The organism is Lactobacillus sp. M0396, assembly GCF_016101625.1.
Taxonomy (GTDB): Bacteria; Bacillota; Bacilli; order Lactobacillales; family Lactobacillaceae; genus Lactobacillus; species Lactobacillus huangpiensis.
On the sequence record NZ_JACFQE010000005.1, the window covers coordinates 34,812 to 48,566 of the forward strand.

The 13,755-nt window shown below is 37.1% G+C and carries 10 protein-coding genes and 2 pseudogenes; 11 read left to right on the top strand and 1 reads right to left on the bottom strand.

The window, feature by feature from the left end:
• The first annotated feature begins 30 nt into the window (after nt 1-30).
• From walK to H3T43_RS06870, 11 genes and pseudogenes are all read left to right on the top strand, one after another.
• Complete coding sequence (gene walK, locus H3T43_RS06825) at nt 31-1,884, top strand: cell wall metabolism sensor histidine kinase WalK (RefSeq protein WP_034980924.1); 1,854 nt, start codon at nt 31-33, stop codon at nt 1,882-1,884.
• Nucleotides 1,874-3,208, top strand: coding sequence for a hypothetical protein (locus H3T43_RS06830; protein WP_232350299.1), 1,335 nt, complete (start codon nt 1,874-1,876; stop codon nt 3,206-3,208). Before walK ends, H3T43_RS06830 begins: the two co-directional genes overlap by 11 nt.
• A gap of 1 nt (nt 3,209) precedes the next feature.
• Nucleotides 3,210-4,037, top strand: a complete 828-nt coding sequence (locus H3T43_RS06835; RefSeq protein ID WP_122051783.1) for a two-component system regulatory protein YycI — start codon at nt 3,210-3,212, stop codon at nt 4,035-4,037.
• A 14-nt stretch (nt 4,038-4,051) separates the two neighbouring features.
• The gene (locus tag H3T43_RS06840) at nt 4,052-4,849 is read left to right on the top strand and encodes an MBL fold metallo-hydrolase (protein ID WP_198213486.1); all 798 of its coding nucleotides are present in this window, start codon (nt 4,052-4,054) and stop codon (nt 4,847-4,849) included.
• A gap of 66 nt (nt 4,850-4,915) precedes the next feature.
• A complete protein-coding gene (locus tag H3T43_RS06845) occupies nt 4,916-6,121 on the top strand; it encodes a S1C family serine protease (RefSeq protein WP_034980915.1) in 1,206 nt (401 codons plus the stop codon).
• Between the two features lie 491 nt (nt 6,122-6,612).
• Nucleotides 6,613-7,092 (top strand): 23S rRNA (pseudouridine(1915)-N(3))-methyltransferase RlmH, encoded by a 480-nt coding sequence (gene rlmH / locus H3T43_RS06850; protein ID WP_198213488.1) that lies wholly within the window; start codon nt 6,613-6,615, stop codon nt 7,090-7,092.
• Nucleotides 7,093-7,169: 77 nt separating this feature from the next.
• Nucleotides 7,170-8,150: a LacI family DNA-binding transcriptional regulator gene (locus H3T43_RS06855; protein ID WP_198213490.1), complete on the top strand. Its 981-nt coding sequence runs from the start codon at nt 7,170-7,172 to the stop codon at nt 8,148-8,150.
• A 115-nt stretch (nt 8,151-8,265) separates the two neighbouring features.
• A complete protein-coding gene (locus H3T43_RS06860) occupies nt 8,266-9,678 on the top strand; it encodes a family 43 glycosylhydrolase (RefSeq protein ID WP_198213492.1) in 1,413 nt (470 codons plus the stop codon).
• A 19-nt stretch (nt 9,679-9,697) separates the two neighbouring features.
• Nucleotides 9,698-11,116: pseudogene (locus tag H3T43_RS06865) on the top strand (PTS transporter subunit EIIC); the annotation flags it as partial.
• A gap of 57 nt (nt 11,117-11,173) precedes the next feature.
• Nucleotides 11,174-11,605, top strand: a pseudogene (locus H3T43_RS09625) (PTS glucose transporter subunit IIA); the annotation flags it as partial.
• Nucleotides 11,606-11,641: 36 nt separating this feature from the next.
• Nucleotides 11,642-13,057: a sucrose-6-phosphate hydrolase gene (locus H3T43_RS06870; RefSeq protein ID WP_198213496.1), complete on the top strand. Its 1,416-nt coding sequence runs from the start codon at nt 11,642-11,644 to the stop codon at nt 13,055-13,057.
• Between the two features lie 39 nt (nt 13,058-13,096).
• Here the strand turns inward: H3T43_RS06870 and H3T43_RS06875 are convergent, their stop codons facing one another.
• On the bottom strand, nt 13,097-13,750 hold the full coding sequence (locus H3T43_RS06875) for an energy-coupling factor transporter transmembrane protein EcfT (protein WP_198213498.1): 654 nt from the start codon (nt 13,748-13,750) through the stop codon (nt 13,097-13,099).
• Between the last annotated feature and the right edge of the window lie 5 nt (nt 13,751-13,755).

Sequence of the window (13,755 nt, forward strand, 5' to 3'; positions counted from 1 at the left end):
CTTTCTTTTTATTTAATCACTACAAAAATTATGAAAAAAATCAAGAATAAGTTTAAACATTTAACTATTTCTATTAATACAACATTAGCCATCGTGTTTATGGCGACAATTATTGCCACAATTGAGGTCATTGGTGCTTATTTTACGCGCCAATTAGAGCAAAACAGCATTGAAAACTTCCAATCTTCCATTCAGGTTCTGCCCATTGTGTCTAATCAGTTGTCAACTCAATTACTGAAAGACAACAAGCATACTGACAGCAATTTGAATAGGATTGTTAACGACTATAGCAATGGTATTGGCACGATCAGTGAAATTATTGTTGTAGATAATAAAGACATTATTCGTGCAGTTTCAAACTTAAATGATAAAAACCGAATTGGTCAGCGTGTCAATAATACTTTAGTGAAGCAGGTAACTTCCACTGGCAGACAGGCAACTAAAGTAATTAATGACCATGGAGACTACATGGTGCAGGTTACCCCCTTAAGTGCCGGTAATGGTTCTGCTAATATAGTTGGTGCAATATACGTACGAGCGTCAATGCAGGGAGTTTTCAATGACTTGCGTAATATCTCACTGATGTTTTTGGTCACTTCTTTAATTGCGGCAGTGATAGGTGCAATTTTATCCTTAGTTGTTTCGCATGCGATTACCAAACCAATTGAGGAAATGCAGAGTCAAGCACTTAATATCGCAGACGGCGATTATTCGAGCCAAGTAAAGATCTATTCAAATGACGAGTTGGGTCAGTTGGGTCAGGCCTTTAACACTTTGTCCGTCAGAATTGAACGTTCACAAGAAGAATCTGAAAGTGAACAGCGCAGATTGGATAGTGTTTTGTCACATATGAGTGATGGCGTCCTTGCTACAGACAGGCACGGCAATGTTAACGTTGTTAATCAAATGGCGCTCAACTTTTTAAATCAAACAGAAGAAGAAATTATTAATAAGCCAATTGCTAAAGTTTTGGGTTTGGAAGAATCTTCGCAGGATTTAATTGCAAATCAAAAGGGTATAGCTATTACCATCAATAAGGGAACAAGAGATGAAGTCATTTTACATGCCAGTTTTTCTCTTATTAAAAGGGTGACAGGTTTTGTTTCCGGTAGTGTTTGCGTTTTGCATGATATTACCGAACAACAAAAAAATGAAAATTCACAAAAGCAGTTTGTTTCTAATGTCTCTCACGAGTTGCGTACACCGCTTACTAGTCTTCATGCATATATTGAAACTTTAAATGAGGGTGCCTGGAAAGATCCAAATGTTGCTCCTAAATTTTTGCAAGTTACACAAGAAGAAACCGAGCGCATGATCAGAATGATTAGCGAGCTGCTCAGCTTGTCACGCATGGACAGAGGAGTTTCTAAAGTTGATGTGGAATGGGTCAATTTTAATGACTTTGTAGCTCATATTCTTGATCGCTTTGACATGATTGTCAAAACGGATAAAAAAGAAAACAAAAAGTACACTATTAAACGTGAATTAGGTACGCAGGCATTGTGGGTAGAAATTGATACAGATAAGTTTGCCCAAGTAATTGATAATATCATGAATAATGCAATTAAGTATTCACCTAATGGTGGGACAATCACGGTTAAACTTCATTCTGAACAAAATCGGATTGTTCTTAGTATCGCAGATCAGGGTTTGGGCATTCCACGTGAAGATCTGACTAAAATATTTGATCGCTTTTACCGTGTTGATAAAGCTCGTTCAAGGGCCCAAGGAGGGACCGGTCTGGGTCTTGCGATTGCTAAAGAAATTGTGGAAGAACATCATGGTCATATTTGGGCTAATAGCAGTGAAGGAAATGGCTCAACTTTTTATATTGCACTGCCTTATGAACCAATGAGTGAAGGGGATGATTGGGATGAAGTCTAAATTTAAGCTCGGCGACGCACTGCTTTTACTAGGAACGTTGGCAGTTTTCGTTCTCTCAATTGTTCTCTGGATTTTTATTATGACTAATGATCAGTACTTTAATCATATTAATCAAACGGGCAGAGTAACTGAACAGGCAAAAAACAGACGTAATCGTATTGTTTCCAACCTCTACATTCCTACTAACTCTTATGGATTTAGAAATGGTCAGTTATATCGTTTATATGATGCTAAAAAGAACTTGCCACTGGAGTTTGTCAAAGAAGTAAAAGGGGTAAAATATCGCAGTATTAATAAAATTAGTACCGGTAAAACGCAGTATGAAAAAATGCTGCATGATGAAAATTGTATTCAGTTAAGCTTTCCTAAAGAAGTTAGCATCAATCTGTTTACTAGAAAAAACGTAAAAAAGGATGATGTGCAATTTCGACGCGTTTTTGTGTCAGACAGCAATAATTACCTTTATCTCGGGAATGATAAGACTTTCACTGTTTACCGGGTTCGTTTAATTAAAGGCAACTTTTCAAAACTACGCAATTATGCCAGCAGAGCTCAAGGAAGAGTTCCAGTGGAGTTCGTACGTCTCAAAAATTGTTATGAGGTATTCTTTACTAAGCAAGACCATTGGAAAATATACAGCTACCTTACTAATACCCAAACTGATTCATATTTTGTATCTCGGCTGCTTGGTACTACTAACGTGATAACCCGCTCCAACAAAAAAGGCTGGACTACGTACTCGCTTAATTACTATACCAATTTACGAGCTCCCAAGGCTAAAACTGAACGACATGATTTTCACTATACTGGGTATGAGAAGCGTAAAGATATATCACTTAATGATCAGCTTCTAGAGAGCGTAGATTTTGTTCATAAACTAGGTTTAAGCGAGCAGGATTTGCGTTACTTTGATACTGTAAATGATTCTATAAGCTATATTAACTATATTGAGGGCATACCAGTCTTTTGGGATGAAAGCAGTCCACAGGTTGCAACCACTTTCACTGAAGATGCAGTAAAAGTTGATTTTAACAATACAGATTTACAAATACCAATACCTTTTGATGGTCAGACGAAAACTTTGCCAACAAGCGCAGCAGTAATGCAAAGATTAATAAATGCCGGTATGAGAAAAGATGAAATTCAACGTATAATAGTGGCTTTTAAGGTTGAAAAGGATAATTCACACGACCACTTGGTTAACCTGGTACCAGGATATTATGTTAAAGCATATGATGAGTGGAAGAGTTTAGCCGAATGGGAGAAAATAGATTTTCTGGCTCTGAATAAATATAGGCAGACATTAACGGAAGAGGGGAAATAAGATGGACCGTAAAAGAATAGAATGGTTATTTTTCGTCATTTTCTTGTTAATCGATATTTATTTAGGAATTGAAATTTGGCGTTCGCCTATTAGCTTGAGCAATACTTCCGGTTCTACTGCAACAAGCATTCGTGCCGAGATGCGAGCTGACGGAATTGACGTGCCCCTGCATATTTCACATAAGCAACAATCTGGTTATTATTTAGCTGTTAAAAAGCGTGATTATCTTTCTGGTAAAAGCAGTAGTCTTACACAAGTTACAACCCATTATTCCAAAAGTGACAATTCTTTAACTGGGACACCTAAGTCCATGATTCTACTTAGTGGCAACCGCAAAAATAATATGCAGCAGCTGGAAGATTTTAAAAACGATCCTAAAAATGTACCCTATGGTAAAACTTTTAAGTTTGAACCCAGCATGTCTGGTGACAATACATATTGCTATGTGCAAAATACCGATTATGGTCGCATTTACGACAGTGATGCTCAGTTGACAATTAATGTGCGCAATGATCAAATTATTAACTATACTATTTCCTATATGGGTCCTATTAAAGCAGTTCGTGAACCGCAATTAATTATCAGTGCTTGGCACGCTGTTAAAGCAATGTATACTGACAGGGAAATTGCCAACAATTCGCGGGTAATGCGAGTTAGTTTAGGCTATTCTAAATTAACCGATGTTCGCGGCAGTACAATTTTGCTGCCTACATGGCTAATTCAAGTTGAAAATAAGACAACTAAGAACATCACTGTTAAAAGAGTTAATGCATTTACAGCACAAATCTTGCAAGGCAGCTCATATAATGTTAATGTACAGAAAAATTAGGAAGGGATAATGCGGTGCAGGTTTCTGTTTTAGCCAGCGGTTCAACTGGTAACACCAGCTTAATTGAAACTGGTCAGCATAAAATTTTAATGGATGCAGGTTTATCAGGTAAAAAAATCAAGACCTTGTTAAGTCAAGTTGGCGTTGATATTAAAGACATTGACATGGTCTTTTTAAGTCATGATCATTCAGATCACAGCAAAGGACTGGGGGTTTTAATGCGCCGTTACCCTCGAATTGCGGCTTTTGCCAACAGTGGCACTTGGGAATATTTAACTGAAACACAAAAAATTGGGCAAATACCGGTTGAACAAATTAATATTATTGAGCCGGGGCAAACCAAGACTTTTGGCGATTTGGATGTGACAGCATTTGCGACTAGTCACGATGCAGCACAGCCTCAATATTACGTTTTTACCAGTAGTGGCAAGAGAATTGCTTTTTTGACAGATACCGGCTATGTCTCTCGTAAGGTAAAAAGCGTGATTGAAGATGCGGATGCCTATCTCATGGAGTTTAATTATGATGATATGATGTTGCGCAATGGTCCATATTCCTGGAGCTTAAAGCAGCGTATTTTGTCAGATGTCGGACATTTATCAAATGATGATGCCGGGCAGGCTTTGCTCGATGTGGTGACAAGTAAAACCGAACACATTTTTTTAGCACATAGAAGTCAGCATAATAATACTGCAAAGTTGGCTTATAATGCTGCTAAAAAAATAATGGTTGATGGGGATGCTAATTTGCCCAGTGATGTTAAAATTGTTCTGACCGATCCGATCCAGCCAACTAATTTAGTACAAATTTAAGGAAACTTTTTATCTTTTTTCAAGTTTTGTTAGTATAGTAAAAAGATATGTAAAGGAGATTAAATAATGAATAATCAAAACTCTGGTCATCAGCAACATGGCATTATGAAAACTGCTATTGTTGGTGTTGTAGCCGGACTAATCGGTGGTGGAGCTTCATATGTAGCCTTAGATCAAATTAATAACGCTAATATGAATAATAATGCTCAAACGACTATTAGCTCCAGCAGTGCGAAAACTTCCAGAAACAGTGCTAAAACCAGTGGCACAATGACGCCAGCCTATAATGACGTTAAAGGTGCCGTTGTTTCAGTTATTAATATGAAACGGCAATCAAGCAGCAGCAACTCTATTTTCGATATTTTTGGTGATAACGATAATGACAATAAAGGTAAGGGAAAACTGCAAACATATAGCGAGGGCTCTGGAGTAATTTACCAGAGATCTGGCAATAAAGGTTATATTGTAACTAACAATCACGTTGTTTCGGGCAGCGATAAAGTGCAAGTCATGCTGTCTAATGGCAAAACTGTTAACGCACGTATTGTGGGTACGGATGCAACAACAGACTTAGCTGTTCTCTCAATTGATAGCAGCTATGTAACTCAAACAGCTGAATTTGGTGACTCTAAGAGTTTACAGGCAGGTCAAACAGTTATTGCAGTTGGTTCGCCACTTGGCAGCGAATACGCTTCAACGGTTACTCAAGGGATAATATCAGCACCAGCGCGTAGTATTACGACTTCTTCTGCTAATCAGCAGACGGTTATTCAAACTGATGCTGCTATTAATCCGGGTAATTCAGGCGGTGCGTTAGTCAATTCCGCAGGGCAAGTAATTGGCATCAACTCAATGAAACTTTCTCAATCAAGTGACGGCACATCAGTTGAAGGCATGGGCTTTGCTATTCCATCCAATGAAGTGGTAACCATAGTTAATCAGCTGGTTAAAAAGGGCAAGATTGTCCGTCCACAATTAGGTGTTAAAGTGATTGCTTTGCAAGGCATACCTTCTAGCAACAGAAAACAACTTAACATTAAGTCTAATCTGAAAAATGGTATTTATGTTGCTTCGGTTTCCAAGCACAGTGCTGCGTCTGCGGCCGGAATTAAGACTGGTGATGTGATTATCAAAGTTGACAACAAATCTGTATCAGATGTTGCTTCGTTACACAGCATTTTGTATAATCACAAAGTCGGAGATACCATTAATTTAACCATTAACCGTAACGGAAAAGAGATTAATTTACGTGTAAAATTACAATCCGATTAAACAAAGAATATTCTAGAATTAAGTGATAAAAAGGCTATACTATGCGATTTTAGACATAAGTATAGCTTTTTTGTTAACATTATTATTGGGAAACATAAAAAAGTTCGCGAATTATTATTGTCAAGTAAAAAATATCATAGCATTTTTTGTTGACAACTGTGGATAACTTTGTGGATTGTGCATAAAATGCGAAAAACCGGATGGGATAAATTGTGTATAACCTGTGAATTGTGTGTAAATAATAGTGAAAATTAATTAGCTCAAACAGTTGTTCAAGGCTTAACAGCAGTATTTTAGAGCAAAAAGTTTGTGAAAATCAACTATGAAAAATATTTATGTGGGTAAATCAGCGATGATAAATATAAAAAATTTGTCAAAACACAATTTGTTCTCTTACTAAAGGTAAAAACCACAAAATGTAGTTTTGAACTTTACACAGCTGTGGAAAAAGCAAGTGGAAACTTTGGGAATTGGGGGATAAAATAGCAATTATGAATATTAAAATTATTTGTGTGGGTAAGTTAAAAGAAAAATACTTTAAAGATGCAATCGCTGAATATAAAAAAAGGCTGAGCCGTTTTGCCAAGGTACAAGTAATCGAAGTACCTGATGAAAAGGCACCGGAAAAGTTTAGTCAAGCAGAACAGAATAATGTCAAAGAAGTCGAAGGGCAAAGGATCCTAAATAAGATTAAAGATAAGGAATACGTATTTGTAACTGCAATTAAAGGTAAACAGCGCAGTAGTGAAGAGTTTGCTCGTGAATTAAAGGATTTGGCAACTTATGGGCATTCTGATTTAACTTTTGTAATTGGTGGCAGCTTAGGTACTAGTCCAGCAGTAAACCAGCGTGCCAATGATCTGCTGAGTTTTGGCAAGTTGACTTTGCCACATCAATTAATGCGGGTCGTTTTAATTGAACAAATCTATCGCGGCTTTATGATTAATAGTGGCAGTCCGTATCATAAGTAGACCAAATTGTCTTAATGTTGTATTTTAATCAGTACACAAAGTAATTTTTAAAATTATATTTAGGATGGAATTTTAGTATGAAAAAGATTGGAATCCGCGAAGTTGCCGAAGAAGCACAAGTTTCAACGGCTACGGTTTCACGAGTTTTGAATAGTAGGGGCTATATTAGTAAAGAAACTCGTGATAAAGTCCAGGCCGCTATGAGAAAATTAGAGTATTATCCCAACGACTTAGCTCGTGCGCTTTATCAAAAAAGAACATATACAGTCGGTGTCATTTTTCCTTCAAATGTTCATCCTTTTCAAGCTGAATTAATACAGGATATTGAATATTTGTTATCCCAAAAAGGCTACAAAATGCTTCTTTGCAACAGTCTAAATAATCCCCAAAAAGAAATTGAGTATTTGACAATGCTCCGTAAAAATCAAGTAGACGGCATTATTGTTGGCACGCATAATAAGCATGTGTCCGGCTATCAAAATTCTAAATTGCCCATAGTTGCTATTGATCGTGACTTGGGTGAAAATACTACAACTGTTGCCTGTGATAATTATGCTGGAGGTAAAATAGCAGTACAATTGTTGGTTGACCGTGGGTGTAAGCAAATACTTGATATTAGGGGTGATAGTTCAGTCAAGTTACCGGCTAATGATCGTTCAATTGCATATTTGGAATTAATGGAAAAGAATAATTTACCTAAAAATGTTCTAGAAGTCCCATTTGTGTGGAGTGCTGCTAAGAAGAAAGAAACTATTGAAAATTATTTGCAAAATCATCCCCAAATTGATGGCATTTTTGCAGGAGATGACTTGTTAGCTTCATTAGCTATTTTTTATCTAGAAATGCATGATAAAAGAGTACCGGAAGATGTCAAAGTTATCGGGTTTGATGGGGCAAAGCAAACTTTATTATATAATCCCAGATTAACAACAATCAGACAACCAATTGGTCAAATAGCACAAGTAGCAACAGAAAAATTAATAAATAAAATTAATGGCAAAAAAGAAACAGATCGCCTTAATCTTCCTGTAAGTCTTTATATAGGACATACAGTGTAATAATTACCAGTTTTTTTAACTGGTTTTTTTTAATTTTATATATGTAACCGGTTGACATATGTAACGGGTTGCAGTATATTCAATAGTGAATGTAAGTGCTAACAAGGAGGAAACGATGGATTTAAAGCCAACTAATAATCAACAAATTTACTATCAACCTAAAGATGTTTGGGTAGGAGATATTATGCCTTACGCTCAGGATAGTAAGTTTTATATTTACCATCAACGAGATAAACGGATTCATGGTCCAATTACTGATCCGTTTGGGTGGTCACTTGCAACCACCACAGACTTTGTACACTATGATGATTATGGAGAGGTACTAAAGCGAGGCAGCGACCAAGATTGGGATCAATTTGCCTATGCTGGGTCAGTTTTTGAAGCTAATGGTAAAATTCATGCTTTTTACACAGGTTTTAACAAAGAATTTTTAAAAGAAGGAAAGGCATCGCAAATCTTACTGCATGCCACCAGCAAGGACTTTATTCACTGGACGAAATCAAAAAATGCTTTAAAGCTTGAACCACAACCTGGCTATGATAACCGTAATTGGCGTGATCCATCAGTCATTTGGGATGATACCAAAAAGGAATACCTGTTGATTTTAGGAGCGCGCAAAGGTCAAGATAAGCATAAGTTGACTGGAAGACTTGTAAAATACACTTCAAGAGATCTAGAAAATTGGCAATTTGAGGGTGACTTCTGGGCTCCGAATTTATATACCATGTTTGAAATGCCTCAGCTTTTTAAAATGGGTGATTGGTGGTATCTGCTTTATTCAGAATATAGCGTCAAAAACAAGGTTTTTTACAGGATGAGTAAAAGCCTGAATGGTCCGTGGCTCAAACCTAAAGATGAAGCCTTTGACGGTCGAGCTTATTATGCTGCCAGAACAGCTTTTGATGGCAAGCGCCGAGTACTCTTTGGCTGGGTTCCCACTAAAGTTGGTCTGAATGATATGAACAATTATGAATGGGGCGGTACTTTTGTACCGCAAGAAATTTACCAACGTGCGGATAATACGCTTGGTGTGCGTCCTGTTGCAGAAATTTGTGCAGCTTTTGCAAATAAAACAGCAATTGCGTCACAGCAATTGCAAACCAAAGACACTCTTGAAGAAAAAGAACTTATTGAAGATACGGGAGAACACTTTTATTTCCATACTAAAATCAGTTTTAGCAAATCTGTTAGTGATTTTTCTATTCGACTTTACCGAAATCCTGTAACAGATGAATCTTATGAGTTTAGATTTAATTTGGATGAGAACTACTTAACTTTGGATAAAAATCCTTGTTACAGATGGTACCAAATGATGAATAAAGGACTTAACAGACCAATCGATTTAAAGGCTGGTAAAGAATATGATCTAAAAGTAATTGTGGATGATAATATCCTAACGATTTATCTAAATGGTACTGCGTTAAATGCTCGCGTTTACCACAAGTTTGGTCATACTTTAAGTGTGACCGTAACTAACGGAACGCTTCGACTTGAACAAATTGAATTTTCCAATGATTATCGTAAATGATAAAAGAGGAACAAAATAAATGGCAGATTATAATAAAATTGCACAAGAAGTTTTAAAAAATGTTGGTGGTGCAGATAATGTAGTTAGTGCAACCCACTGCGTTACCAGGTTAAGGCTAGTTTTAAAAGATGTTAATAAGGCCGACCAAGATGCCCTTAATAACATTGAGGGCACTAAAGGAGTAATATACAACAGCGGGCAACTGCAAATAGTATTTGGTCCGGGAGCAGTAGAACAAGCTTATGATGCTTTTGTTAAAATCTCTGGAACTAAAGAAGTATCAGTTGATCAAATTAAAGATGAAGGTATCAAAAACAAAAATAAATTTCAGCAAGCATTTAAAGTTTTTGGCGATATCTTTATTCCTATAATTCCAGCTTTTATTGGTGCTGCTATGATCTTAGGCTTAAGGTCATTGCTTGCTACTCCGGGCATGTTTGGTATGACCAAGTCACTGGCCCAGCAGAGTGTATATGTGGGCGATTTTTGTAAATTTTTAAATGTTATTGCCACTACATTTAAAATTTTGCCCGTATTAGTAATGTATTCAGCCACTAAGCGCTTTGGTGGTAATCCAATTTTGGGGATACTAGTCGGCTTTGTCATGATTTCACCTGATTTGGCTGATAGAAATGCTTTTGTCCTGGGACAAGTTCATCCAGCGTATTGGAATTTATTTGGTCTAAAAATAGCTGCTGTGGGTTTTCAAGGCGGTGTCTTTGCGGCAATTTTAACTGCGTGGTTTCAGGCCAAGGTTGAAAAAATAGCTACTAAATATATACCTCAAGTTGTTTCGTATATACTCGTGCCTGCTGTTACTTTGCTGGCGGCCAATTTATCACTATTTCTAATTTTTGGACCTCTTGGTCTCTGGATTGGGAATATTTTGGGCGGCATCATTAATTTCCTTTATATGAAAATGAGCGCTTTTGGTGCCTTTGTCTTTGCCGCAGGATTGCAACCTCTAGTGGTAACTGGAACGCATCAAGCTATCCAGGGAATCGAAGCTAATTTAATTGTACAGACAGGATTTGATTATATTCAACCTATTTGGTCAGTTTCCATTATTGCCCAAGGCGGTGGCTGTATTGGGATGTACTTGATTTTAAAGCAAAAATCCAAAGATCGTGATATTGCTATTTCAAGTTTTATTCCTACGTTAGTCGGAATTACTGAGCCCGCTATCTTTGCTGTTAATCTTAAATACAGTATTGTACCTTTCGTATGTTCGTTTCTGGGAGCCGGATTTGGCGGAGTTTACATGAAGCTGTTAAATGTTAAAGGTTTAGCGCAGGGTCTTACTGTACTTCCTGGTTTAACGGTTGCCAGACCGATTGGACCGTATGTTATTGGTAACCTCATTGCATTTGTTTTGCCAATTATTTTTATTCTTGTTTGGAATAAATTCAGGCCGATATTACCGGAAAACAAAAGAAGAGTGGACCACAAAGAAAGCAAAATACTAGTTGCTACTGATGATAATTCAGTCTTAGCACCAGTTGATGGTGAATATTTACCTCTTGAAAAAGTTAATGATGAAACTTTTTCCAAGAAATTAGTTGGGGACGGTTTCGCTATTCAACCAACTACCGGTGATATTTTTGCACCCGTTAATGGTAAAGTGATATCTGTTTTCCCGACAAAGCATGCAATTACCTTAAAGAGTGAAAATGGCGTACAAATATTACTGCATATGGGAATTGATACTGTTGATTTAGGTGGCAAAGGTTTCACAATTTTAGTAAAAGATGGTCAGGAAATTGCAGCAGGCGATCCATTAGCTAAGATGGATTTAAAAGCTATTCAAGCAGCTGGTAAACAAACTACCGTCATGGTATTATTCCCTGAATATAAAAATGGCTTTACCACAAAGAACAAAGATACAGAAGTAAATCACGGCAATTTAATTTTGCAATTAGACAAGTGAGCGAACTGAAATTATAAAAATAAGGAAGAAACAAAAATGCGGGTTCCAGCAAAAATTACTAATGAACGTTATCGTCTTAATTATCACGTTTCAACGCCTTCCGGATGGATGAATGATCCTAATGGCTTTTCGTATTATCAAGGCTACTACCATATTTTTTATCAGTATTATCCTTATTCATCTAAAAGGGGACCAATGCATTGGGGACACTATCGCAGTCAAGATTTGATTCACTGGGAAGAACTGCCAATAGCGCTGACACCAGACAGCACTGAAGATGACAATGGCTGTTATTCCGGCAGTGCGATTGAAAAAGCTGGTCGTTTATATCTGATCTATACTGGTAATCATTATTATGATGTGAATGATCACAGCCTTTTTAGCCAAACGCAAAATGTTGCATATAGTGATGATGGTATTCATTTTACAAAATACGGTGGTAATCCAGTGATTGCCGTACCACCGGCTGATAACTCACAGCACTTTCGTGATCCGAAAGTCTGGCAACATGGGGATTCATATTATATTATTGTTGGCAGTCAAGATAAGGCAGGATTGGGTCGTGCAATTACTTATAAGTCAACTGATTTATTGCACTGGAAATATTTAGGACCAATTGCAGTTTCTCAGGGAAGAGATAATGAAGGATATACGTGGGAATGTCCGGATCTTTTTTCACTTAATGGGCAAGATGTTCTGTTGTGCTCACCACAGGGAATTGCAGCAAAGGGTAAAAAGTATCTTAATCTTTATCAAACGGGATATTTCATTGGTAAGATGGATTATCACAAAAACCAGTTTGAACACGGAGCGTTTCGAGAACTTGATCATGGCCACGACTTTTATGCAGCGCAAACCATGTTAACACCTGATAATCGGCGCATTGTCTTTGGCTGGCTTGATATGTGGCACGCTGACTTTCCTGAACAGGCTGATGGTTGGTGTGGTGCTTTAACCTTGCCCAGAGAATTGACTTTAAAGAATAATCAGCTATATATGAAGCCAGTTAAAGAATTAAAACAGCTGCGGCAAGAAAAAGTAATTGATGAAAAGTTGATGACTTCGTTAAAGCAGATGAATGTTTCCGATCCGCAGCATCTGGAATTGCTTTTGACAGCTGAAACAGAAAATTGGTCTGGCAGTGAGATTAATTTTGTACTCAAAAATGAGCAGGAAAATTTGGTAACACTAAGTTGGAACAAAAGGAATAACGAAGTAGTTTTAACTCGAGCTGATAAGCCGGCAGATGATTCTCGACGTTATGGCAGATTAAGACCAAAGCCAAATTTGAAAATACAGGTATTTATTGATACCAGTTCAATTGAGTTTTTCTTAAATGACGGTGAGCTGGTATTTTCAGAACGGTATTATACTTCTGAAAAACCTCAGATTTTCGTCAATGCAGACCAGTCAGTCAAAATAAATGTCACAGGCTATACTATGGCAAAATAAATTAGGCTAAAGAAAAAGTGGACATGCAGGTCCACTTTTTTATTTTAATGTGAATAATGCCAGGTTAACTAAAAACAGGATAACAATCGATTTAAGCCAATCACTTTTTTGAACAGGAACAGGTGCAATAACTGACCGCTGGGCGCTCTCACGGTAGCCGTGAGATGCCATGCCCTGTGCTAAATTTTCTGCCGAATTAAGCGCAACAAGAATAGCTTTAAAATATAAAACAGGTGACCAAAAGCTCAAGTAAACGCCCCTCATCATGCCGGCAGTGCGTATTTGTTTAACTGCTTCCTTCATTCTGGGAACGATATTAAGAGCTGCTAAAACCCCATAGGCAAACTTACTGGGTAAATGAAAATTCTGTTCAAAAGAACGTGCTAATTCCATAGCAGTAGTTCCTATTGATACACAATAGATAGTCAACGTATAGACGTAAATACGACTGGATAAACTCAGTGCATTTTGTAAATTAGGCTGAGGTGCAAACCAGTATAAAGTAGCAAAAACCGTAAATGCAGCAATTAAGGGCATTAATAAAGTTAAAAGCAGATTCTTCAATTTGATGTGTTTGTAGATTAGATAAATTATGGTAAAAAAGATGATTAAAAGATTGGTTAACAAGCTTGATTTAAGAGATATTTCTATAGAAATAATCAGTGCTAGAAAAAATTTAAAACTGGGATTCATGATCA